The organism is Promicromonospora soli (assembly GCF_014653785.1).
GTDB lineage: Bacteria > Actinomycetota > Actinomycetes > Actinomycetales > Cellulomonadaceae > Promicromonospora > Promicromonospora soli.
In genome coordinates this window covers 117,170-140,777 of the sequence record NZ_BNAS01000002.1, presented here as the reverse complement: position 1 = coordinate 140,777, position 23,608 = coordinate 117,170, and the positions used below count along the sequence as shown (strand labels likewise).

20 protein-coding genes are annotated in these 23,608 nt (G+C 71.8%); 13 read left to right on the top strand and 7 right to left on the bottom strand.

Annotated features, from left to right (window positions below; translation table 11 throughout):
* The first annotated feature begins 81 nt into the window (after window positions 1–81).
* The 3 genes from IE250_RS06455 to IE250_RS06445 all read left to right on the top strand — a co-directional run bounded on the left by IE250_RS06455 (window position 82) and on the right by IE250_RS06445 (window position 3,250).
* Window positions 82–696, top strand: a complete 615-nt coding sequence (locus IE250_RS06455) for a SprT-like domain-containing protein (RefSeq protein WP_189668485.1) — start codon at window positions 82–84, stop codon at window positions 694–696.
* Window positions 697–700: 4 nt separating this feature from the next.
* Entirely contained in the window at window positions 701–1,741 is a 1,041-nt protein-coding gene (locus IE250_RS06450; RefSeq protein ID WP_189668484.1) for a 3-oxoacyl-[acyl-carrier-protein] synthase III C-terminal domain-containing protein, read from the top strand.
* Window positions 1,742–1,837: 96 nt separating this feature from the next.
* Window positions 1,838–3,250: a Gfo/Idh/MocA family protein gene (locus IE250_RS06445; RefSeq protein ID WP_189668483.1), complete on the top strand. Its 1,413-nt coding sequence runs from the start codon at window positions 1,838–1,840 to the stop codon at window positions 3,248–3,250.
* A gap of 74 nt (window positions 3,251–3,324) precedes the next feature.
* On the opposite strand, the gene IE250_RS06440 is transcribed toward IE250_RS06445, so the two are convergent.
* The 4 genes from IE250_RS06440 to IE250_RS06425 form a co-directional block, all read right to left on the bottom strand.
* Window positions 3,325–4,887 (bottom strand): pectate lyase family protein, encoded by a 1,563-nt coding sequence (locus tag IE250_RS06440; RefSeq protein ID WP_189668482.1) that lies wholly within the window; start codon window positions 4,885–4,887, stop codon window positions 3,325–3,327.
* 112 nt (window positions 4,888–4,999) lie between these two features.
* A complete protein-coding gene (locus IE250_RS06435; RefSeq protein ID WP_189668481.1) occupies window positions 5,000–6,091 on the bottom strand; it encodes an AEC family transporter in 1,092 nt (363 codons plus the stop codon).
* A gap of 27 nt (window positions 6,092–6,118) precedes the next feature.
* Window positions 6,119–7,303: a Gfo/Idh/MocA family protein gene (locus tag IE250_RS06430; protein WP_189668480.1), complete on the bottom strand. Its 1,185-nt coding sequence runs from the start codon at window positions 7,301–7,303 to the stop codon at window positions 6,119–6,121.
* Window positions 7,300–9,243 carry a DUF6807 family protein gene (locus IE250_RS06425; protein WP_229872207.1) on the bottom strand — a complete coding sequence of 648 codons (1,944 nt, stop codon included), beginning with the start codon at window positions 9,241–9,243 and terminating at the stop codon, window positions 7,300–7,302. Before IE250_RS06425 ends, IE250_RS06430 begins: the two co-directional genes overlap by 4 nt.
* Before the next feature lie 376 nt (window positions 9,244–9,619).
* On the opposite strand from IE250_RS06425, the gene IE250_RS06420 reads away from it, so the two are divergent.
* From IE250_RS06420 to IE250_RS06400, 5 genes are all read left to right on the top strand, one after another.
* Entirely contained in the window at window positions 9,620–10,543 is a 924-nt protein-coding gene (locus IE250_RS06420) for a carbohydrate ABC transporter permease (protein WP_189668478.1), read from the top strand.
* Window positions 10,536–11,489: a carbohydrate ABC transporter permease gene (locus tag IE250_RS06415; protein ID WP_373301607.1), complete on the top strand. Its 954-nt coding sequence runs from the start codon at window positions 10,536–10,538 to the stop codon at window positions 11,487–11,489. The genes IE250_RS06420 and IE250_RS06415 overlap by 8 nt, the downstream gene beginning before the upstream one ends.
* A gap of 49 nt (window positions 11,490–11,538) precedes the next feature.
* Window positions 11,539–12,885: an ABC transporter substrate-binding protein gene (locus IE250_RS06410; protein ID WP_189668477.1), complete on the top strand. Its 1,347-nt coding sequence runs from the start codon at window positions 11,539–11,541 to the stop codon at window positions 12,883–12,885.
* Window positions 12,886–13,024: 139 nt separating this feature from the next.
* Window positions 13,025–14,623: a UxaA family hydrolase gene (locus IE250_RS06405; RefSeq protein ID WP_373301606.1), complete on the top strand. Its 1,599-nt coding sequence runs from the start codon at window positions 13,025–13,027 to the stop codon at window positions 14,621–14,623.
* Window positions 14,624–14,723: 100 nt separating this feature from the next.
* The gene (locus IE250_RS06400; protein ID WP_189668475.1) at window positions 14,724–15,779 is read left to right on the top strand and encodes an aldo/keto reductase; all 1,056 of its coding nucleotides are present in this window, start codon (window positions 14,724–14,726) and stop codon (window positions 15,777–15,779) included.
* Window positions 15,780–15,871: 92 nt separating this feature from the next.
* Here the strand turns inward: IE250_RS06400 and IE250_RS06395 are convergent, their stop codons facing one another.
* Window positions 15,872–16,624, bottom strand: coding sequence for a TetR/AcrR family transcriptional regulator (locus IE250_RS06395; RefSeq protein ID WP_189668474.1), 753 nt, complete (start codon window positions 16,622–16,624; stop codon window positions 15,872–15,874).
* Window positions 16,625–16,729: 105 nt separating this feature from the next.
* On the opposite strand from IE250_RS06395, the gene IE250_RS06390 reads away from it, so the two are divergent.
* The 3 genes from IE250_RS06390 to IE250_RS06380 are packed head-to-tail and all read left to right on the top strand — an operon-like array spanning window position 16,730 to window position 18,910.
* Window positions 16,730–17,224: a nitroreductase family deazaflavin-dependent oxidoreductase gene (locus IE250_RS06390; protein ID WP_189668473.1), complete on the top strand. Its 495-nt coding sequence runs from the start codon at window positions 16,730–16,732 to the stop codon at window positions 17,222–17,224.
* Entirely contained in the window at window positions 17,221–18,192 is a 972-nt protein-coding gene (locus IE250_RS06385; protein WP_189668472.1) for an NAD(P)-dependent alcohol dehydrogenase, read from the top strand. Before IE250_RS06390 ends, IE250_RS06385 begins: the two co-directional genes overlap by 4 nt.
* 49 nt (window positions 18,193–18,241) lie before the next feature.
* Window positions 18,242–18,910 carry a ThuA domain-containing protein gene (locus IE250_RS06380; protein ID WP_189668471.1) on the top strand — a complete coding sequence of 223 codons (669 nt, stop codon included), beginning with the start codon at window positions 18,242–18,244 and terminating at the stop codon, window positions 18,908–18,910.
* 67 nt (window positions 18,911–18,977) lie between these two features.
* Here the strand turns inward: IE250_RS06380 and IE250_RS06375 are convergent, their stop codons facing one another.
* A complete protein-coding gene (locus IE250_RS06375; RefSeq protein ID WP_189669112.1) occupies window positions 18,978–19,457 on the bottom strand; it encodes a tRNA (cytidine(34)-2'-O)-methyltransferase in 480 nt (159 codons plus the stop codon).
* Between the two features lie 321 nt (window positions 19,458–19,778).
* On the opposite strand from IE250_RS06375, the gene trpS reads away from it, so the two are divergent.
* Both trpS and IE250_RS06365 read left to right on the top strand, forming a co-directional pair.
* Window positions 19,779–20,912, top strand: coding sequence for a tryptophan--tRNA ligase (gene trpS / locus IE250_RS06370; RefSeq protein WP_189668470.1), 1,134 nt, complete (start codon window positions 19,779–19,781; stop codon window positions 20,910–20,912).
* 115 nt (window positions 20,913–21,027) lie between these two features.
* Entirely contained in the window at window positions 21,028–21,534 is a 507-nt protein-coding gene (locus IE250_RS06365) for a hypothetical protein (RefSeq protein WP_189668469.1), read from the top strand.
* A 126-nt stretch (window positions 21,535–21,660) separates the two neighbouring features.
* Here IE250_RS06365 and IE250_RS06360 read toward each other — a convergent pair whose 3' ends face one another.
* Entirely contained in the window at window positions 21,661–23,580 is a 1,920-nt protein-coding gene (locus tag IE250_RS06360; RefSeq protein ID WP_189668468.1) for a phosphoenolpyruvate carboxykinase (GTP), read from the bottom strand.
* Window positions 23,581–23,608: the final 28 nt, after the last annotated feature.

The following is a 23,608-nucleotide window of genomic DNA, read 5'->3' as shown; positions in this document are numbered from 1 at the left end:
GTCAGTGGGGGCCCGTAGGTTCGATCGCGTCCGGAACGGCCGGACGCTCTCGATCCACCCACGAACAACGCAGGGGTACCCATGAACCTTGTCGCCGCCTCGCGCCTGGCGCGCGAGCTGATGGACCAGCACGGGCTGAAGGCCTGGACCTTCGAGTTCGACGACGCCGTACGGCGCGCCGGGATGTGCAGCTACGCCAAGCGCCGCATCAGCCTGTCCGCGCCGCTGACCCGCATCCACGACGAGCGGGAGGTGCGGGACACGATCCTGCACGAGGTGGCGCACGCGCTCGCCGGGTCCAAGGCCAAGCACGGGCCGGTGTGGCGCGAGGTGGCGGTGCGGATCGGGTGCTCGGGCCGGCGGTGCGTGGACCCGTCCGCGCCGTCGATCGACGGACCGTGGGTCGGGTCGTGCCCGGGCGGTCACCGGACCACCCGGTTCCGGCGGCCGCCCGGCATCATGTCCTGCCGCTCGTGCGGGCCGCGGTTCGACCTGGGCAACCTCATCGCCTGGACCTACAAAGGCCGCAACGCGGCTATGGGGGAGCGGTACGACGCTCAGGTGCGTGGGGCCTTTCGCGAGGTGGGCGAGGTGCCGGACACCGGGCCGGGGGCGGAGGAGCGCATAGTGCGAGCCGCACGGGAGCGGGTTCCCGGACTGCTCGTGGAGCCGTTCGACCTGAGCGCGCTACGTTGAAACCATGGCTACGTCGCCCGCACTGACACTTCCCCCCGGCGCTGCCGGCTCCCGCATCATCGGCCTGGGTCACCATCAGCCACCGAAGACGCTTACGAACGATGACATCGCCGAGCTCGTCGAGACCAACGACGAGTGGATCCGGTCCCGAACGGGCATCGTCACGCGGCACGTGGCGGCCGACGACGTCACGGTCGCCGACATGGCGACCGCCGCGGCCGAGCACGCGCTCGCCGACGCCGGGGTGTCCGAGGACTCCGTCGACCTGGTGATCGTCGCGACCGCTACCGCCGACGACCGCACGCCGAACATCGCGGGCCGGGTCGCGTACGCGCTGCGCACCGGCGTCCAGCCGGGCGCTTCGACGCCCGAGGGCGAGGAGGCGCCGGACCTGCGCAACGTCGTGGGTCCGGCGGCGATGGACCTCAACGTGGCGTGCTCCGGCTTCGCGCACGCGGTCGGGCTGGCCGACCAGGCGATCCGGACCGGCTCGGCGCGCACGGCGCTGGTGATCGGCGCGGAGAAGCTCGCGGCGTACACGGACTGGACCGACCGCTCGACGGCCATCCTCACGGCCGACGGCGCGGGGGCGGTGGTGCTGCAGGCGACCGACACGCCCGCCGTCGGGCCGGTGGTGTGGGGCACGGAGCCGGAGCTCACGCCGGCGGTTCGGATCGAGGCGCCGGAAGTGAAGTTCCAGCAGGACGGCCGGACGGTGTTCAAGTGGGCCATCACGCGGGCCGCTGACCGCGCGCGGGACGTCGTGGCGAGGGCCGGGCTGAGCCTGGACGACATCGAGGTGCTGGTGGCGCACCAGGCGAACCTGCGGATCATCGAGCCGCTGGCCAAGGCGCTCGGCCTGGACGGCAAGGTAGTTGTCACGGACATCACGGAGTCGGGTAACACGTCCGCGGCGTCGATCCCCCTGGGGCTGTCCAAGTGGTGGCACGCCGGCAAGATCCCGGCGGGCGTGCCGGCGCTGCTGTTCGGGTTCGGCGGCGGGTTCGCGTGGGCCGGCCAGGTGGTGCTGACGCCCGAGCGGTGAGCTCGCAGGTCGTGGACAGCGCTTTCCCGGCGTCGTATCGTTTCAATCCCATCCCACCCACCCGACGTCGACGACGACCGAAGGAGCTCTCCACCGATGCCCGAGCCGACCACAGAGCCGACCACCGAGCCGATCACCGGTCCGACCCGCGAGCCCGAGCCGCCGTCGGGCCCCCTGCCCGAGGGACGCCGCCGCTACGCGGTGGTTGGAACGGGACACCGTGCCTCCATGTACATCAACGCTCTGATCGGCACGCACGCGCCCGACGGCGAGATCGTCGCGTGGGTCGAGCCCAATCCCGTGCGCGCGGCGGTCTACGAGGCGCGGGTGGCGGCTGCGCTCGGCGGGGTCCGGCCGGTGTACGAGCCGGACGACCTGGAGAAGGCGATAGCGGAGCAGTCCGTGGATCGCGTGATCGTCACGTCGATCGACCGCACCCACGGCGACCTGGTCACGCGCGCGCTGCGGGCGGGTGTCGACGTCGTCGTGGAGAAGCCGATCGCGGCGCACGCCGACCAGGCCCGGCAGATCGTGGACGCGGTGGCCGAGACGGGCCGCGACCTGGTGACGACGTTCAACTACCGCTACTCGCCGCGCAACAGCGCGCTGCGCGAGGTGATCGCGAGCGGCGAGATCGGCCGCGTGCTGTCGGTCCACTTCGACTGGGCCCTCGACACCGTCCACGGCGCCGACTACTTCCGCCGCTGGCACCGCGAGAAGGTGAACAACGGCGGCCTGCTGGTGCACAAGTCCAGCCACCACTTCGACCTGGTCAACTGGTGGATCGACAGCGTGCCGCAGCGCGTCTTCGCCACGGGCGGACGCCGCTTCTACGGCGACGACGGCGCACACGAGTCAGGCTACGAGGCCACCGACGCGGAGCTTGCGCTCCACGAGCGAGGCGTCGACCCGTGGCAGCTCTCCGTTGACAAGAACGAGTGGCTGTCCCGGCTGTACGGGCCGCAGGCTCAGGCGGTGGACGGCTACGTACGCAACCGGTCGGTGTTCGATGCGGGCATCACCACCGAGGACACCCTCGGGCTCGTCGTCGAGTACGAGGGCGGCGCGCTGCTGACGTACTCGCTCACCGCGCACTCGCCATGGGAGGGCTACCGCGTGGTGGTGAACGGCACGCGCGGCCGGGCGGAGCTCGAGGTGGTGGAGCGCGGCTCGGTCGAGTTCAGCGCCGACGGCGCGGCGATCCTCGACCCGAGCGCTACCGAGGTCTTCGCCAAGGACCCGGTGCGCCCCATCGGGGAGCGGCTGGTGGTGCAGCGGCACTGGGAGCGGGCCGAGGAGCGGCCGATCGTGCGCGGCGGGGGCGGGCACGGCGGCGGCGACGCGCTGCTGCTGGCCAGCGTGTTCGCACCATCCGCCGAGCCGGACCCGCTAGGCCGTGCGGCCGGCTATGTCGACGGCGTCCGGGCGTCGTCGGTGGGCTACGCGGGCAACCGCTCGCTGGAGACGGGCGACCCGGTCCGCATCAAGGACCTGAACCTAGGCATCTAGTTGGTTGTGGGCGTGATCGTTGCGCCTAAAACGGGCACGTAGCCGCAACGATCACGCCCACAACCAATGGGTGACTACCTCGGCAGGGTCGAGTCCAGGACGCCCGCGCCCGCGCGGGCCTTGACCACCCACGGCACCGCGATCGTGGGCTGCATCTCGTACCGGTACGCATCGGACGGGGTCCAGCGGGCCTCGTCGGCCAGCGGGGTCGACGCCGTCGCGTTGTACACCGCCAGGAGGTCCACCGGCCGGCCGTTCAGCCAGGTGCCGGACTCGCTGAGCATCGTGCCGCCGAACGCACCGACCACGTGCGCCGGATCGACCCCGTTCGCCAGCGAGACCGCGTTGTTCTCGACCACGAGGCTCGACTCCTTGCCGGAGCCCCAGTAGTACTGGAACGCGCCCGCCTCGGTCTGCCGGTAGTAGTTGTTGTAGGCGTGCACGTTGCCGAACCGGACGCGCGGCGCGCGCTGGCCGATGTCCTGCCAGTAGTTGTGGTGCAGGGTCACGCGGTGCTGCCCGCGGTCCTGGGTCCGCGAGTCGGACGAGCCGATCAGCATCGTCTTGTCGTGGCTGAGGAACTTGTTGTACGACGCCGTCACCAGGTCAGAGCCGTGCGTGATGTCGAGCAGGCCGTCGTGGATCTCGTACGGCCGCCCGAAGACGACGGGCAGCGAGTCGGCGGGGTGGGCGCCGTCGTCGAACGTCGAGTGGTCCACCCAGACGCTCGTGGACGTCCACAGCGACACGTTGTCGTAGGCGGAGTTCCAGTTGCCCGTGGCGCTGTCGCCCGGGTCCCACTGCGGGAAGCAGTCGTAGGCGTCGGAGAAGGTCAGGTTCCGGAGGATGACGTTGTGCGCGTCCCGGACGCGGATGTTCGCGCCGGAGATCTGGGCGTCGTCGCCCACGCCCACGATCGTCACGTTCGAGCCGACGTGCTGCTGGGTCCGGGCGGCCTGGAGGCTCGCGGCCCTGACGCGCGCCTCCTCCAGCGGGCCCGACGGATCGGTCCAGCCCCACGGGCCTGCCGGGTCGTAGTGCGCGATGTAGTCGTCCATCGAGAACGGCTCGCCCGTGTCCCCGACCGTGACCTGCGAGGCGAAGTCTTCGCAGGTGAGCCGGGTTCCGTCCGCCGCGGTGAAGGCGTCGATCGAGCCCGTGACGTACACGATCCGCGGGGTCTGGTTGAACCGGGCGTCGTTCTGGCTTCCACCCGCGCGGCCGGAGAGCGCGTCGCGCAGCTCCTGCCAGGTGTCGACCTCGTAGACCTCGGCGGGCTCGGCCGCGGCGCCGCCCGTGGTGGGCTCCGCCTGCCGCTCCACGCGCTCGGGGAACGTCGGCCCGGACCAGGCGGCCCACCCGTCCCCGGGCGCGATGGTCTCGCGCCCCAGGTCGGCGCGGTCCCCGCCCCATTGGTACCCGCCCTGCGTCTGGCCGACGGCGGCGGCTGCCGCACCGTGGGCAGGGCTTGCCGCGGCCGGCTGCCCGACGGCGACCAGCGCACCCGCCGCGCCGACGGCCAGCGTGAGGGGCAGCGCGAGACGCAGGGCGAGGGGCACGCCGACAGGGACCGCGAGGGCGCGGCCCGACGTCGGCCTGACGGCGCCGCGCGGCCGGGGAGATGGTGGTGTTCGCATGTGACTCCTTTGTCCACGACACCGGCAGTCCCGACGATGGGAAACCGGTTTCTCGTACGATGCCAGCCCGGCCGCTCCACCACAAGCCCCTGCGCTGTGCGAGCGCCGGAGATCACCCCAGGAGTGCGCCGACCGCCACCAGGACCGGGACGCAGAGCGCCGTCGTCCAGACGGTCGCGCGGGCCGCGACGCCGTCGAACACGCCGTACCTGGTCGCGTACGTGGTGACGTTCACGGCGGTCGGCAGCGCCGCCATCGTGACCACCAGCGCGAGGGCCGACGCGTCGAGCCCCACCGCGGCGCCGACGGCCCAGGCCGCCAGCGGGTGCAGCACGTTGCGCACCAGGACGGCGAGCGCGACCACCGCCCGCACGAGCAGGCGGTCCCGGCCCACCCACCACGGCGCCGACGCCGGCCTGCGGCCGGGAGGCCGGAGCTCGTCCGGCGTCGGCGGGGTGGGCGCGGGCATCGGGACGGCGAGCGTCATCCCGAACGTCAGCAGGCCCAGCGGAGGTGCGGCGGCGCCGATCAGGTCGAAGGGGATCAGGACGACGTCGGGCAGCCGCGCGCCCGTGAGCTCGCTCACCACCGCGACGAGCAGGCCCGCGAGCGTGCCGAGCGTGATCGGGTTCCGGATCGCCGCGAGCAGGACGTGGACCACCGACGTCCAGCCCGACCGCGCGCCCCGGGCTCGCGGGCCGCCGTCGGCCGACGCCGCGCCGGACCGGTCGAGCACGGCCAGCGTCAGCGGCGCCAGCACGAGCAGCTGGAAGAGCAGGGTCGGCACCACGGCGAGCGCATCGTCGAACAGGTAGACCGCGAGCGGGATGCCGATGTTCCCGCCGTTGACGTAGACGGCGGCGAGCGTCGTCACGGCAGCCGGACCGGCGGGCAGGCGCAGCACCCACCGGGCCACCGCGGCCGCGACCAGGGCGAGTGCCGCCGTTGTCGCCCACGTGACGGCGGCGCCGCGCGAGAGGACGTGCGCGAGGTCGGTCGCGGCCAGCGTGCTGAACATGAGCGCGGGCGCGCAGATCGTGAAGGACAGCGTCGCGAGGATCTGGCGGGCTCCGGCTCCTCCGGCGCCGTCCGGCGCCGCGCCGCGGGGGAGCATGCGGCCGGTGAGCAGGCCGCGCCGCTGGATCACCCAGCCGAGCGCGACGACGCAGGCCATGGAACCGATGGCAGTCAGAACGGACAGCACACGAGCACCCTCCCACGGGCGGGCGCTCTATTTCAGGGTCGTCCAGGGGGCGCCCAGCTCGGTGAACGTGCGCTGCTCGCGGGCAGCCCGCTCGCACCACGCGTCGACGTCGTGCACCACCGGGTGCCGGGCGTCGTCGCTGTCCACCCAGTCCACGAACGCGTTCCCGATCGGCGCCGGGTCGGGCGCTGTGCGCACGGCTTCCAGCACCTGCATGAACGCGCCGGTGTCCCGGACGTCGCACAGGAGCCGGTGCCCGGACCGGCCGCCCGTCACGCCGTCGCCGGCCACCATCGCGGCCCGCGCCACGGAACCAGCCGCAGCCCGGGCCTGCAGCAGGTTCTCCAGCAGCCCCGTCCGTTCGTACTGCTTCTCCGCGACGACCCGGCCGGTGCGCAGCCGCACCAGGTCGTGCTCGTACTCGAGCTCGATCTCGCCGTCGGTCCCCTGCACGATCACCCGCGCCGGCGTGCGTTCGGCGGCGCACAGCGTGAGGCCGAACCCGTATCGCGTCCCGTCGGTGCCGACGGCCCGCAGCGACGAGGTGTCGTCGGCCTCGATCGGGTTGGCCCGCCACAGGTCGGTGTTCACGTAGGCGATGTCGGTGCCGGCGCGGGCGCCGCCGACCCACAGGGCGGTCGCTACGGCGTGGGCGAGCGGGTTCGTGACCACGCCGTCGACCACGGCGCGGTCGCCCATGCGCCGCCTCCCCGCCCAGGGCGAGCGCGCCCAGTACGCGGCGGTCCGCACCCAGGTCCCGACGGCGCCGATCCCGGTCACCTGCCCGATCTCGCCGCGCGCGATCATGTCGGCGACGGCCGGCAGCGCATGCGACCCGAACGTCTGGAACCCGACCTGGCAGAGCCGCCCGGTCCGCTCGGCGGCCGCGACGAGCTCGGTGTGCTCGGCCAGGGAGGCGGTGGTCGGCTTCTCGAGGAGCACGTCGATGCCCGCCTCCATCGCCGCGCGCGCGAGGGGCAGGTGGGTGTGGATGGGGGTGGCGAGCACCACGACGTCGGGCAGCGCGTCGGCGCCCGCGGACAGCAGGTCGCCCAGGTTCGCGAACCACGGCGCCGGGGCGTCCTCCGGCTCGCGCGGGTCGACGACGGCGCTCAGCCGCGCCAGCCCCCTGGTCTCGAGGTCCGCGACCGTGCGCAGGTGGGAACCGCCGTGGCCGTGGACGCCGACCACCGCCACCTTCGGCACGCTCATCGCCGGCCGCCGTCGGTCAGGTCGGCGGCGAGCGCCTCGGCGGCGTCGGCCGTGAGCTCGGTGTCGAGCAGCACGGCGACGAGGTCGAGCTGCACGGAGCCGCCGTCGGGCACGAGCAGCGGCGAGTCCCAGGCGAGCGCGGGGCAGGCGCCGGGGTACTCGGCACTGCGTAAGAACCACGGCCGGACCTGGCCGGGCTGCACCAGCAGGAGCGTCGTGGACCGGCCGCCCTGGTGCTGCACGAACGCCACCCACGGCGACGTGCTGCCGTGCGCCCGGGTCTCGCCGACGCCCGCCGCCGACCGGACGGTGGTGCTCTCGGCGATCGGCAGGCGCCAGAACAGGCCGCCGTAACCGGCGCCCGGCCGGCCGTTGGTGGCGGGCGAGCGGATCTCGAGCGGGCCGTGGTCGGCGTGCAGCGTGGAGCGCCAGTCGAGGACCCAGCCGGGCGCGGCGTCGGACCCCGGCGCCTGGGGGAGCAGGCGGGCCGAGATGCGGCGCTCCTCGCGGAGCTGCGGCGCGCCGTGCTCGTCGGACCAGAGCACGTCCTCGACCAGCGTCTCGCCGGTGGTGGCCCCGGCCGTGACCCCGCTCGCAGCGGCGGGCGCCGCCTCGACGCGGATGCCGTCCGACGTCTGCCGGCCGTGGTTCTTCAGCAGGGTCGGGCCCACGTCCTCGATGAACGTGCGGCCGCCCCAGTGGCTCGTGCCGTTCACGTCGGGCACCGCTATGCCGACGCCGTAGTGGTGCCGGTGGTCGACCGGGCTCACGTCGGTGAGCGGGACGCCCGCCAGGGTGTGCACGGGATGCAGGTAGGGGCGCCGGGCATGCACCTTCGGCATGCGGTCGCCGGCGTCGCGGCGCACCAGCTCCAGGCCGTCGCCGCAGGTCAGCACGACGGCGTCGGCGTCGGGATCTGCGGGCAACGCCCAGGCGGGCGGAGCCGTGGGCGGCACGACGGGAATCTCTTCCCGCCGGACGACGGCGGTGTCGTCCGTGATGTGCACGCGTTCCGGACCCTGCGGTACGGGCCCGGTGCTTCCGCGCACCTCAAGGCTGGGCGTGAATCGGGCAGAGCTTGCGGGGTGGGCGTCGTCGTCTATCACGGCGTGCAGCTCCCTCCAGGCGTGGCGGCCGAGCTCGGCCTGCGGCACCGCGACCGTCGTCAGCGCGGGTGTGGCGTAGCGGGACAGTTCGATGTCGTCGAAGCCGGCCACCGAGATGTCGGCGGGCACGGCCACCCCGGCTTCGTTCAGGCCTGCGAGCAGGCCGAACGCAACCAGGTCGTTGAAGGCCACGGCCGCGGTGGCGCGGGTGGCGAGGACGGCTGGAGCGGCGGCGTGCCCCGCCTGGATGTCCGGCCCGGCGGGCAGGTCGAGGATCTCGAGGTCCGGGTGCTGCTTGCGGGCGCGGTCCAGGCCGGCGCGACGCAGCTCGTCGGAGGCGGCCCGGACGGGCCCGCCGAGGTAGACGATGCGCCGGTGGCCGAGCGCCACGAGGTGCTCTACCACCTGGATCGCCCCGTCCTCGTAGTCGACGACCAGGCTGGGCGCGTTGCCGCCGGTCTCCCGGTTGACCAGCACCACCGGCTCGACGTCGGCGATGAGCGCGCTGAGCTCTGCGTCCCCGATGCGGGGCGACACCAGCACGAGGGCGTCGCAGCGCATGCGGGCCTCGAGCGCGATGGCGCCCTCCTGCTGGTCGTCCTCGACCGTGTCCGCCACGAGCACGCGGTAGCCGTCCTCGGCCGCGCCGTCCATGACGCCGCGCAGGATCTGCTGGAACACGGGGTTCCCGAGGTCCGGCACCACCAGGGCCACGGTCTGCGTGCGGCCGAGCGCCAGGCTGCGCGCCGCGTTGCTGGGCCGATAGCTCAGGCCCGCAGCGGCGTCCCGCACCCGCTCCGCGATCGCGGCGTCGACCGTGCTTCGGCCGTTCATGACGCGTGACACGGTGGCCCGTGATACCCCGGCCGCCGTGGCGACATCCCCGATCGTGGCCGTGACACGGCGTTGACCTGCGCCGCCTCGAGCGCTGCCGCTGACCATCTGCTCTCCGTCCGTCACCTGTCCGACCGACGTGCGGGGCGTCCCGAGCCATTCTCGGCACTGCCCCCTCGCCGCCGGTTTCCCGATGTGACGGTACACCATGGGAAACCGGTTGCTCATGTGGTACGTTCCTCCACCAGAGACCGGTTTCTCACCGATGACACCGGGGATCGACGACGATCCGGGAGGACAACCCGATGCACCACCCGAACCGCGAGCCCGGACCTTGGCGGTCCGAGCCCCCGCCCAGCCGCGCGGGGGTGAACCCGTGTCAGTGATCCAGGAGATCTCCCGCAGCAAGCAGAACGTCAGCCCGCGCAGGAAGGGCGACGGACGCTGGGCGCTGTTCTTCCTCGCCCCGTGGTTCGTGGGGCTCGCCCTCATCACGGCCGGGCCGATGGGTGCGTCGCTGTACCTGTCCTTCACGGACTACGACCTGCTCTCGCCGGCGCAGTGGGTGGGCCTCGAGAACTACACGCGGATGTTCGACGACCCGCGGTTTCTCAACTCCCTCGCCGTCACGTTCACCTACGTGTTCGTGTCGGTGCCGCTGCAGCTCGCCGCGGCCCTCGGCCTGGCGCTGCTGCTCGACAAGGGCATGCGAGGGCTGGCCCTCTACCGGTCCGTGTACTACCTGCCGTCGCTGCTCGGCGGTTCGGTGGCCATCGCGATCCTGTGGCGCCAGATCTTCGGCGCGGACGGCCTGGTCAACCAGGTCCTGGCGCTCTTCGGGGTGCAGGGTCAGGGCTGGGTCTCGCACCCGGACTACGCGCTCGGCACGCTCATGGCGCTCAACGTCTGGACGTTCGGCGCACCGATGGTGATCTTCCTGGCCGGCCTGCGGCAGATCCCGCAGATGTACTACGAGGCGGCCTCGATCGACGGCGCGAGCAGGTTCCGGCAGTTCCGGTCCATCACGCTCCCGCTGCTGACGCCGATCATCTTCTTCAACCTGGTGCTGCAGCTCATCGAGGCGTTCCAGTCCTTCACCAGAGCGTTCGTGGTGAGCGGCGGCAACGGCGGCCCGTCCGACTCGACGCTGCTGTACACGCTGTACCTCTACCTCAAGGGGTTCGGCTCCCTGGACATGGGCTACGCCTCGGCGATGGCCTGGTTCCTCCTGCTGATCATCGGCGGCATGACGGTCGTCAACTTCCTCGCCTCCAAGTACTGGGTCTTCTACGATGACTGACGCCTCCACGCCCACACGGACCGGGACGACGACGGCGGTGCGACCGCTGTCGGACGGTGACAGCCGACCCGGTACCGAGGACCGCCGCCCAACCGTCCGGCCACGCGGCCGGCACCTGCGAGCCAGGATCGGCAGCGTGCTCAAGCACGCCGGCCTCATCGCCTTCGGCTTCGTGATGCTGTATCCGCTGCTCTGGATGGTCGCGAGCTCGTTCAAGCCGAACGCGCTGATCTTCCGCGAGCCTGGCCTCATCCCCACCGACATCGACCTGTCCAACTACACGGACGGGTGGAACGCCCTGCTGCACCCGTTCAGCCACTACCTGATCAACTCGGCGATCGTGGTGCTCGGGTCGCTGCTCGGCAACCTGCTGTCGTGCTCCCTGGCGGCCTACGCGTTCGCGCGGCTCGAGTTCCGGGGAAAGCGGCTGTGGTTCGCCGTCATGCTGATGTCGATCATGCTGCCGATCCACGTGGTGATCGTGCCGCAGTACGTGCTGTTCTCCCAGCTCGAGTGGATCAACACGTTCCTGCCGTTGATCGTGCCGAAGCTCCTTGCCACCGACGCCTTCTTCATCTTCCTGATGGTCCAGTTCTTCCGGGGGATCCCCCGCGAGCTGGACGAGGCGGCGACCATCGACGGCGCCAACCACCTGCGCATCTACCTGCAGATCATGCTGCCGCTGTCCCTGCCGGCCCTCGCCACCACGGCGATCTTCACGTTCATCTGGACCTGGAACGACTTCTTCAGCCAGCTGATCTTCCTGACCCGGCCCGAGATGTACACCGTGCCGATCGCACTGCGCACGTTCGTCGACTCCACGGGCGAGAGCTCGTGGGGATCGCTCTTCGCGATGTCGATCGTGTCGCTGATACCCGTTTTCATCGCCTTCCTGTTCGGACAGAAGTACCTGGTCAAGGGCATTGCGACCACCGGAATCAAGTAGCTCCGCCCGCGATGCGACAACGACGTCAACGTCACCGAAGGAGAAACACATGAGCACCAACGGACTACGGACGAGGCACGGCAAGCGGCTCGCCGCCTCGGCCGCGGGCATCGCTGCCGTGGCGCTGACCCTCGCGGCCTGCGGGAGCGGCGACTCGGGCATCGGCGGGGGCGGCGGCGACGAGTCGCCGGCTGCCGCCGAGGAGTGCCCCTGCGAGATCCGGTTCGCGTGGTGGGGCTCCGACAGCCGCCACGAGTCCACGCAGAAGATCATCGAGGCGTTCGAGGCCGAGAACCCCGACATCACGGTGGTCCCCGACTTCACCGACTGGGACGGCTACTGGGACAAGCTCGCCACCTCGGTGGCGGCCGGCGACACCCCGGACGTCATCACCCAGGAGGAGCGCTACATCTCCGACTACTCGACCAAGAACGTGCTCGCCGACCTGGGCACGCTCGAGATCGACACGTCGAAGGTGGACGACGGCGTGCTGGCCGGCGGCCAGATCGACGGGACGCAGTACGGCATCCCGACCGGCATCAACGCCTATGCGATCGTCGCCGACCCGGAGATCTTCGCCGACGCCGGCGTCGAGCTGCCGGACGACACCACGTGGACGTGGGAGGACTACGTCACCACGGCGAACGCCGTGTCGGAGGGCGCCGGAGAGGGCACCTGGGGCACGCAGGACTACGGCTTCAACGAGGCCGGCCTCAGCGTGATGGCCCGCCAGCGCGGCGAGGTCCTGTTCACGCCGGAGGGTGAGCTCGGCGTCTCCGCGGAGACCGTGGCCGACTTCTTCCAGGTCTCCCTCGACCTGCTGGAGGGCGGCGGGCAGCCGGACGCCGCACGCACCGTGGAGTACCAGGCGGCCGGCCCTGAGGGCAGCCTGCTCGGCACCAACCAGGGCGCCATGGGCGCCTGGTGGACCAACCAGCTCGGTGCGCTGTCGGAAGCGTCCGGCCACGACCTCGAGCTGCTGCGGATGCCGGGCGAGTCCGCCGGCGAGCGCACCGGCACGTACTACAAGCCGGCGATGTTCTACTCGGTCTCGGCGGACACGGCATACCCCCAGGCCTCCGCGAAGTTCGTGGACTTCATGCTGAACTCGCAGGAGGCGGCGGACATCATGCTGACCGACCGCGGGCTGCCGGCGAACACCGAGGTGCGCGAGGCGATCCTGGACGGCCTGTCGCCGACCGACCAGAAGGTGGCCGACTTCATGGCGGAGATCGAGGGCGAGATCGTCGACAACCCGCCGGTGCCGCCGCACGGTTCCGCCGAGCTCGCCGACATCATGGAGCGCGTCAACACCGAGGTGCTCTTCGACCGCATCACCCCGGAGGAGGCCGCGACCCAGTTCATCGAAGAGGTGAACGCGGCCACAGCGGGCTGACGCCCGGGCTGCCGAAGTAGAACTGTGGCGAGATAGAACCCGGGCGAGATAGAACTCCGGCAGGCTGGAGTTCTATCTCGCCACAGTTCTACCTCGGCGCATCAGGAGGATGAAACGCTTCACAGGAAGAGGTGCCGCGGTGTCAGAGGTCGGTCTGCTCGTGCTTCGGGAGGGTGACGACGTCGCCGTCGCTACCCGTGACCTGAGCCCGGGCGATACCGCCTCGGCCTCCGGGGCCGGCCCGGTCGCCGTCGGGCAGCCCGTGCCGCGGGGGCACAAGATCGCGCTCCGGGCCGTACCCGCGGGCGCGGAGGTCCACAAGTACGGGCAGGTCATCGGGGTGGCCACCGCCGACATCGCGCCCGGCGACCACGTGCACGCCCACAACCTCGGGTTCGAGGAGGGCGCGCGCGACGCGCCCCTCGGCGGCGCACACACGGAGCTCCCGCTGCCCGACGGCGCCCGCCCCACCTTCCGCGGTTACCGCCGGGCCGACGGGCGGGTCGGCACCCGCAACTTCATCGCGATCCTGACGAGCGTGAACTGCTCGGCCTCGACGGCGAAGATGATCGCCGACCAGTTCCGCGGCGCTGCCCTGGACGAGTTCCAGAACGTAGACGGCGTCATCGCCCTCACCCATACGTCGGGCTGCGGCCTGGTCCCGGACTCCGAGGGCGGCCAGATCCTGCTGCGCACCCTGCGCGGGTATGCGGCCCACCCGAACGTCGCCGGGCTGCTGGTGCTGGGCCTGGGCTGCGAGATGGTGCCGGGTGCGGCGCTGTCGGCCCGCTCCGGCCGGGTCGCCGACCTGGGCATGCCCACGGTCGGCGCTCCCGACAGCACTCGGTCCGGGCTGCTGGCTGCCATCCCGGATGACACGGTGGTCCGCTCGCTGACCATCCAGGAAGCCGGTGGCGTGCGCGCCTCGGTGCGGGCCGGCGTCGCCGACGTCCGCGAGATGCTGCCGCAGGTGAACGCCCGCGAGCGCGTCGAGTGCGACGTGTCCGAGCTGGTGCTCGCGCTGAACTGCGGCGGGTCGGACGGCTACTCCGGGATCACCGCCAACCCGGCGCTGGGCTGGGCCTCGGACCGCCTGGTCGCCTACGGGGGCACGTCCGTGCTGGCGGAGACCCCCGAGGTGTACGGCGCCGAGCACCTGCTGACCGCCCGTGCGGTGAAGCCGGAGGTGGCACAGCGCCTGCTGGACCGCATCGACTGGTGGCGCGGCTACGTCGCGGCGGGCGGCGGCACGCTGGACAACAACCCGTCGCCGGGCAACAAGGCCGGCGGGCTCACGACGATCCTGGAGAAGTCGCTCGGGGCAGTCGCCAAGGGCGGCCAGGCCGACCTCGCCGCGGTCTACGAGTACGCCGAGCCCATCACGGAACGCGGCTTCGGGTTCATGGACACCCCGGGCTACGACCCGGTGTCGGTGACGGGCCTGGTGGCGGGCGGCGCGAACGTCGTCGTGTTCACGACCGGCCGCGGCTCGGTCTTCGGGTGCCGCCCGACGCCGTCCATCAAGGTGGCGACGAACACCCCGATGTACTCGGTGATGTCGGAGGACATGGACATCAACGCGGGCGTCGTCGTCGACGGCACCGCGACGGTCGCCGAGGTGGGCCGGCAGATCTTCGACCGGATCCTCGCCGTCGCCTCCGGCGAGCAGACGGTCAGCGAGGAGCTGGAGATCGGCGCCGAGGAGTTCATCCCCTGGCACATGGGCGCGGTCACCTGACTTCTGGTTGTGGGCGCGATCGTTGCGACTTCGCGCCCGCTTTAGGCGCAACGATCACGCCCACAACCAAGAGCCGTCGAGCCCGTGCCACGATTGCCGCATGCCTCTCGCATCCCGGTACCTCGCAGCCGAGGACCGTTACGACACCATGACCTACCGCCGCACCGGCCGTTCCGGCCTTGACCTCCCTGCGCTGTCGCTGGGCCTGTGGCACAACTTCGGCGGTACCGACTCGTTCGAGACCCAGCGCGCGGTGCTGCGCCGCGCGTTCGACCTTGGCGTGACGCACTTCGACCTGGCGAACAACTACGGCCCGCCGTACGGGTCGGCGGAGGAGAACTTCGGGCGGCACCTCGCCGCCGACCTGAAGCCCTACCGCGACGAGCTCATCCTCTCGACGAAGGCCGGCTACGACATGTGGCCCGGTCCGTACGGCGACCACGGGTCACGCAAGTACCTCATCGCGTCCCTGAACCAGTCGCTCACCCGGATGGGGGTCGACTACGTCGACGTCTTCTACCACCACCGGCCGGACCCCTCGACTCCGCTCGAGGAGACCATGGGCGCCCTCGCGTCGGCGGTCCAGCAGGGCAAGGCGCTGTACGTGGGCGTCTCCAACTACTCAGCGGAGCGGACGCGCGAGGCCGCGCGCATCCTCGGCGACCTGGGCGTCCCGCTGCTCATCCACCAGCCGTCCTACTCGATGCTGAACCGGCACATCGAGAACCCTGCTCACCAGGACGCGTACGACGGCGAGCAGACCGAGTCGCTGCTCGACGTCGTCGGCGAGCTCGGGGTCGGCACCATCGTGTTCTCCCCGCTGCAGCAGGGCCTGCTGACCAGCAAGTACCTCACGGGTGCGGCGCCAGCGGGCTCCAGGGCCGCCCGCACCGACTCGCCGTTCCTCTCCTCCGGCGCGCTCACCGAGGACTACCTGAGCCGCGCCAAGGCGCTCAACGAGATCGCCGCCGGCAGGGGCCAGACGCTCGCGCAGCTCGCGCTCGCCTGGGTGCTGCGGGACGCGCGCGTGACCTCCGCGCTGATCGGTGCGTCGTCGGTCGCGCAGCTCGAGGACAACGTCGCGGCGCTCGCGGCGGGCCCCCTCACCGAGGACGAGATCGCGGCGATCGAGCCCCTGGCGCAGCAGCTCGGCTGAGCCAGCTGCGCCGGAAGTGCAGCGCACGGTGAGCGCTGAGGAGCGAGGCGCTCGCCCACGCCGCCCGCCTCGAGCGCGAAACGGCGGCCCGGTCAGTGCTGCTCGCGCTCGGCCAGCCGGTCGAGCCCGTCGAGGATGATGTCGAGGCCGAACTCGAACTCGGTCTGGTCGTCGCACCAGCCCAGGGTGGACTCCGGGCCCTCGTGGCTGATCTCCGCGAGCATCTCGATCATGTGGGGCACCTGCTCGGCCATCTGCATGAGCATCGCGGTAGCGGCGTCGTCGGCACCCTCCTCGGCGCCGCCGCCGGCCGCCGAACCCGCCGCCGCGCCGTCCGGCTCGAAGAGCTCCTGCGAGAACCCGAGCGCGCGGCTGCCCAGGGCGTGCAGGGCGTGGTGGACCAGGTCGTACGAGAAGCCGCCGCGCCGCATCAGCCCGATGAGCGAGTCGAAGTACCGGACGATGTGCAGGCTGAATGAGGTCCGGCTCTCCAGCACGGTCGACGCCCAGGGATGGCGGAGCAGCACCGCGCGCGACGTGAGGATCTGCCGGCGCATAGCGGGCTTCCAGGCGGACTTGGGTGCGTCGTCGGCCTGGGTATCCAGCCGGCCGACGGCGTCCTGGATCTCCGCCGCGACGACGTCGACCACTCCGTCCAGCAGGTCTTCCTTGTTGGCGACGTGGTGATAGAGCGACATCGCCTCGATCCCCAGCTCGCGGGCCAGGCTGCGCATCGTGAGCGCCCCGAGGCCGTCCCGGTCGGCCAGCACGACCGCCGACTCGAGCACCCGGGCGCGGGTCAGGGCGCTCCGTGGTGCCGTGCCTGCTGTCTGCGAGGAAGTCATGATGTCGCGATCCTACGTCGGCCGAACCCTTGACGGGCCCGGCTCACGGGCCTACCTTACGGCGTAAGGCTTACGTTGTAAGCCTCCTTCGGAAGGCGGGACGTCATGTGGGTCTGGATTCTGTGGGTAGTCGCGGGGCTCGTGGCCCTGGGACTCGTCTGGTTCGGGGCGCTCGTGGTGACGATGCGCACCAAGAACCAGCGGGGGCTTGCCATCATCCGTCGCTTCAACCGGGTCACCAATCGCGCGGCGATGCGGGACGCCGGGGAGTCCGGCTCCTCCACTGCGGTGATCCGGCACGTGGGGCGCAAGTCGGGGACGCCGTACTCCACCCCGATCGGGGTCTACCCCAAGGGTGACGACTTCCTCGTCTACCTCCCCTACGGACCCGCCGTGGACTGGCTGCGGAACGTGCGTGCGGCGGGCTCGGCTGAGCTGCGGGTCGCCGGGCAGACGCATCACGTTGCCCCGCAGATCGTGGGCCCGGACGAGGCGCTGCCTCACCTTTCCGCTCGGGACCGCCTGGTCGCGCGCCTCTTCGGTGTCACCGACTTCCTCGTGCTGGAGCGCGCTCCCGTCGTATCAGGTGGCACCACGTGAGGGCGGTGGTCCGGGACGAGTACGGTCCGGTCGACGTCCTGCGGGTCGCCACGGTCGAGCCGCCCGTCCCGGGCGCGGGCGAGGTGGTGGTCCGGGTCGCGGCCGCCTCGCTGAACATGGCGGACCTCGATCACCTGCTGGGCCGCCCGCGCCTTTCCCGCATCGCAACCGGACTGGTGCGGCCGGCCAACCGCCGGGTAGGGGTCGACGTCGCCGGGACCGTCGAGGAGGTCGGCCCAGGGGTGACCGGTCTTCGGCCGGGCGACCGCGTCTGGGCGGACCTGTTCGACCTGGGACACGGCTCGCTCGCCGACCTGGTGTGCGCCCCGGCCTCGGCCCTGTCCCCGCTTCCCGAGGCCGTGTCGTTCGACGACGCCGCCACCGCGCCACACTCCGGGTCGCTCGCCCTGCAGGGCCTGCGTTTCGCCGGTCCGATCCGGCCGGGCGAGCGAGTGCTGATCAACGGGGCTGGTGGCTGCGTGGGGCCGTTCGCGGTGCAGATGGCGAAGGCCCGGGGAGCCGAGGTGACGGCCGTCGACCACGGCGACAAGCTCGATCTTCTCCGGGAGCTGGGCGCGGACCACGTGATCGACTACACCCGGGAGGACGTGACGCGCGGCGGGCGGCGGTTCGACGTCGTCCTGGACATCGCCGACACGCGGTCCGTGCTGGCATTCCCCCGGTGCCTCGCCCGGGGCGGTCGGTACGTGCCGATCGTGCGGGGGATCGGCTCCTTCGCGGAGAAGGCGCTGCTCGGGCCCGTGGTTGGCAGGCTGACCGGGACGAGGATGGGGGCCTTCTTCTGGCGGCCGAACCAGCGGCCCGACCTGGACGAGCTGAGCGGGCTCATCGCGTCCGGATCGGTACGCCCGCGGATCGACCGGCGCTACCGGCTCGACGACGCGATAGAGGCGTTCCGCCGGCTGGAGTCCGGCGAGGCGCGGGGAAAGGTGCTGGTGGTCCCTTAGGGATGGGGCGCTTGGCTGCCCGGGCAGGCGCCGTGGCAGGATCGGGCGCATGACGCAGCGTCGCATCCTCATTCTTTCCGGCCGCGGGCGCTACGAGGACCCCTGGCACGACCACGCGGCGACGTCGCACCTGGTGGCGGGCATCCTCGGCGACCTGGGCGCCGTCGAGGTGCGAGGGCTGTTCCGCGACGCGCTGGACGACCTGGACTCCGTCGGCCTCCTGGTGGTCAACGGCGGCTCGGGCCGCCGGGACGCGGACTTCGACGGGTCCGACGACGACTGGCTCAGCTTCCACACCCGGCTGGCGCAGTGGGCGCGGGCCGGGGGTGCGGTGCTCGGCCTGCACCAGGCCGCGAACACCTTCTACGACGCGCCGGAGTGGCCGGCCGTGCTCGGCGGGCGGTGGGTGCCCGGCGAGTCGATGCATCCGCCGATCGGTCCGGCGCGGTTCGAGGTGACCGAGGGCCATCCGGTCACTGACGGCCTGCCCGACGTCGAGGCGTTCGACGAGCGGTACTGCCGCCTCCGGGTGACCCCGGGAGCGCGAGTCCTCGGCACCACGCCGGACGACGACGGCGCCGCGCAGCCCGTGCTGTGGGTCAACGAGGCGCACGGCGGCCGCAGCGTGTACTCGGCGCTTGGCCACGACGCCCGCTCGTTCGCCTCGGCGGGGCACCAGGAGCTCCTGCGCCGGTCGGCGTCCTGGCTTCTGTCGTGACGCGCGTGGTGCTCTGCCAGGCCCGGATACGGTGCCAGAGGTAGCGTCGGCTGCGATCGTCGCTCCGTTACGCCCCCTCGGCGAAGCCAATCTGGCGCCACACCTCGTAGACCGCTATCGACGCCGCGTTCGTCAGGTTGAGCGACCGGCGCCCGGGCAGCATGGGGATCCGCAGCTCCTCGGTGACGCGCAGGTGGGCGAGCGCCTCGGGTGGCAGGCCGGTCGGTTCTGGCCCGAACAGCAGGATGTCGCCCGGCAGATACTCGACGTCGGTGTAGCGGGTGGTCGCGCGGGTGGTGAACGCGAAGACCCGCGCCTCCGGCAGTGCGTCGAGCGCCGCGTCGAGCGACGGGTGCACGTCCATGACGGCGAGGTCGTGGTAGTCGAGGCCCGCGCGCTTCAGCTTGGCCTCCGACAGGTCGAAGCCGAGCGGCTCCACCAGGTGCAGCCGGGCGCCCGTGACGGCCGCTAGCCGGATCGCGGAACCGGTGTTGCCGGGGATGCGGGGCTCGAAGTACACGACGTGGACGAGCGGGGACTCGGGCAGCGCGGAGGCGTCAGGCTGGTGCGGCACGGGTCCATTCTCGCCACAGTTCGGCGATCGGGACGATCTGGTCGTTCGTCGCCGTGGGCGACCAGGACCGGGATGTCGATGGCCTGGGCTGTCATCTCGCACGGCAGCGTTCACCCAGGCCTGGGCTCGGTGCTACGGTCGCCCCATGACGCACGGGCTGAGCTGGTGGCGGCTGCACTCGCAGCCGTGACCTGACGCGCCCACCGCACAGAAGTCCCGAGCTGCTCGCCGCAGCCCGGGACTTTTCTGTGCCCGACGCCGTGCGCGGGCTGCTCCAAACCCAAGGAGACCCACATGTCCGTGACCACGAAGCCCGACGCCACTCCGCCGACGTCGGCCGAGCCACGCGAGGCGGGCACCATCACCCGCTCCGCCACGGCGGCGCGCGAACGCAGCGCCGTCCTGGAGGGCCTGATCGCCCAGAAACCTGGGGAGTACCGCGTCCTGACCGGGGACCGTCCCACCGGCGCCCTGCATCTGGGGCACCTGCTCGCGACCGTCGCGAACCGCGTGCGACTGCAGGACCTGGGCGTCGAGGTGTTCCTCATCGTCGCCGACTACCAGGTCATCACCGACCGGGACGAAACCGGGAACCTGCCCGCCACCGTCCGCGAGGTGCTGCTCGACTATCTCGCGGCCGGGCTGGACCCCGAGCGCAGCACCGTCTTCACGCACTCGGCGGTGCCCGCGCTGAACCAGCTGCTGCTGCCGTTCCTGTCGCTGGTCACGGTCGCCGAGCTGGAACGCAACCCCACGGTGAAGGCCGAGGCGGAGGCCGCCCTGCGGCGGCAGCAGCGCGGCATCTCCGGCCTGCTCCTCACCTACCCCGTGCACCAGGCCGCCGACATCCTGTTCTGCCACGGCAACCTCGTGCCCGTCGGCGCCGACCAGCTGCCGCACCTGGAGATGACCCGCACCGTCGCTCGCCGCTTCAACCAGAGGTACGCGGCGGCGCAGCCGTACTTCCCCGAGCCGGACGCGCTCGTCACACCGTCGACCACCATCCTCGGCGATGACGGCGCCAAGATGTCCAAGTCGCGGGGGAACGCGCTGGAGCTGCGCGCCTCCGACGACGAGACCGCGGCGTTCTTCCGGCGCGCGAAGACCGACGCCGAGCGCGTGATCACCTACGAGCCGCAGCGGCGGCCCGAGATCGCGAACCTGCTGCAGATCGGCGCGTACTTCGCCGGGACGTCGCCCGAGGCGCTCGCGGAAGAGGTGGGCCCGGCAGGCGCGGGACGGCTCAAGGCAGTGGTCACGGAGACGGTGGTGGAGGGCCTTTCCCCCATCCGTGCCCGACGGCGGGAGCTGGCCTCCGCGGGTCCGCGCCACCTTGACGAGCTGCTCGCCCGCGGCAACGCGCGGGCGAACGAGATTGCGGACCGCACGCTGGACGACGTCCGCGGGCTGATGGGGATGCGGTACTGACTCGGCGGCCTCGCGCGGTCGCGTCAGCGCGCCGGCCCGGGAGGGGTCCCGGGACGCCGTCACTACGGTGAGCCGCGCGTGCGATCGGCACGCGTGTCGATCGAAGGAGGCAGACATGATCACCGCACTTCGGAGGCCGTGGGGCAAGCGGGCGATGGCGCTGGCTACGGCATTCACGCTGGTGCTGCCGGTCAGCGCGGCAGCGGCGGTGCCGGCGGGGGCAGCACCGGCGACCGTGGCAGCACCGGCGACCCCGACGGTAGTCGCGGCGCCGGAAGCACCGGCCGCGCCGATGGCCGCCCCGTGTCCCGGGAACCGCATCGTGCACAAGCCCATCAAGCTGAACGGCTACAAGATCGCTTGGCTGAACGTGTTCTACAACCGCAGCACCGGCACCAAGTGCGCCGTGACGGCGCACACCGGCTCGACCTGGGGGAGGTGGGCCTACACGCAGGTGCGCGTCTGGAGCTCGAGCAGCTCGTCCTCCGTGGGCGGCGACTATCGCTACCGGACCGGCCCGGCCTCGGTCGGCGGCGTCCGCGGGGTCTGCGTCTCCGCGCGGGGTTCGATCGACTGGCGTGGCCAGACGCGAACGACCACGGTCCACGGGCTCTGCGGCTGATCCGCGGACACAAAAAGAGATCCCCCGGCCGGGATGCCTCAATAACCCGGCCGGGGAAACCTGTTCGGACGGCCGACGGCGCGACGGGTAGCCACCCGAAAGAGTCGCGCCGTCGGCCGACCGAAGCTACTGGGCCAGGCGCTCCCGGAGGGCGCCCAGCTGGGCGTGCAGGGCGGCGGGCGTGTGGTCGCCGAACTGGGCGAAGAACTCTTCGGTCAGCTCGGCCTCGGCCAGCCACGGCTCCGCGGGGACGTCGAAGAGGGCCGCCACATCGGCGTCGGACACGTCGATGCCATCCAGGTTCAGCGTGCCCGGGGCGGGCAGGCCGCCCACCGGGGAGGCCACGGAGGCGTCGGCGCGGAGCCCGCGGCCGGCCTCGACCTGGCCCACGATCCACTCGATGACGCGCGAGTTCTCCCCGAACCCGGGCCACAGGAAGCGGCCGTCCTCGCCCCGGCGGAACCAGTTGACCTGGAAGATCTTCGGGCGCTTCGACTCCTCGATGCCCGCACCGACCTTCAGCCAGTGCGCCCAGTGGTCGGCCATGTTGTAGCCGCAGAACGGGAGCATCGCGAAGGGGTCGCGGCGCAGCTCACCGAGCGCGCCCTCGGCGGCGGCGGTGCGCTCCGAGGAGATGGTGGCACCCATGAACACGCCGTGCTCCCAGCCGAACGACTGCGCCACGAGCGGCACGTTGGTGGCGCGGCGGCCGCCGAACACGATCGCGTCGACCGGCACGCCGGCCGGGTCCTCCCAGGTGTCCGCGATCGTGGGGCACTGGGCCGCGGCCACGGTGAACCGCGAGTTGGGGTGGGCGGCGGGGCGCTCGTCGGCGTCGGCGGGCGTCCAGTCGTTGCCCTGCCAGTCGATCAGGTGCTCCGGCGCCTCGGGGGTGAGGCCCTCCCACCAGACGTCGCCGTCGTCGGTCAGGGCGACGTTGGTGAAGATGGTGTCGCGGTCGAACGTCGCCACGGCGGTCGGGTTGGTGTCGATGCCGGTGCCCGGCGCGACGCCGAAGAAGCCCGCCTCGGGGTTGATGGCGCGCAGCGTGCCGTCAGGGCCTGGGCGCATCCACACGATGTCGTCGCCGAGGGTCTCGACCTTCCAGCCCGGGATGGTGGGCTGCAGCATCGCGAGGTTCGTCTTGCCGCAGGCGCTCGGGAAGGCGGCGGCCAGATGGTACTGGCGCTGCTCGGGCGACGTGATGCGGATGAGCAGCATGTGCTCGGCGAGCCAGCCCTCGTCGCGCGCCATCGCGGAGGCGATGCGCAGCGCGAAGCACTTCTTGCCGAGCAGGGCGTTGCCGCCGTAGCCGGAGCCGTACGACCAGATCTCACGGGTCTCCGGGAACTGCACGATGTATTTGGTGTCGCTGCACGGCCAGGCGACGTCGGCCTCGCCCTCGGCGAGGGGCGCGCCCACCGAGTGCACCGCCGGGACCCACTGCTGCCCGGCGTCGATCAGCTTCACGATCTCGCCCGAGACGCGCGTCATGACGTGCATCGAGACGACCACGTACGGCGAGTCGGTGATCTCGATGCCCACCTGCGAGATCGGGCCGCCGACGGGGCCCATCGAGAACGGCACCACGTACATGGTGCGGCCCTTCATCGAGCCCGCGAAGACGTCCTTCAGCTCGGCGCGCATGTCGGCCGGGGCCACCCAGTTGTTGGTGGGGCCGGCGTCCTCCTCGGCCTCCGAGCAGATGAACGTGCGCGACTCGACGCGGGCGACGTCGGCCGGGTTGGAGCGGGCCAGGTACGAGCCGGGTCGCTTCTCCTGATTCAGCTCGACGAGCGTGCCCGCGGCCAGCATCTGGTCGATCAGGCTCTGCTTCTCCTCGGCGGAGCCGTCGCACCAGACGATCTCGTCGGGCTGCGTGAGCTCGGCGACGCTCGCCACCCAGGCGCGGACGTCCTGCTCTCCGACGGCCGGCACGGCGTTCGCGCTCGCCTCGGACGAGGAGGTGGAGCCCTGGTCGGTGGTCACGTCGGAGACGAGCTCGGCGACGAGCCGGGTTCGGCGGGGGTTCGCGAGGACGGACATATGCGCTCCGATCGTCATGCGGCGGGCC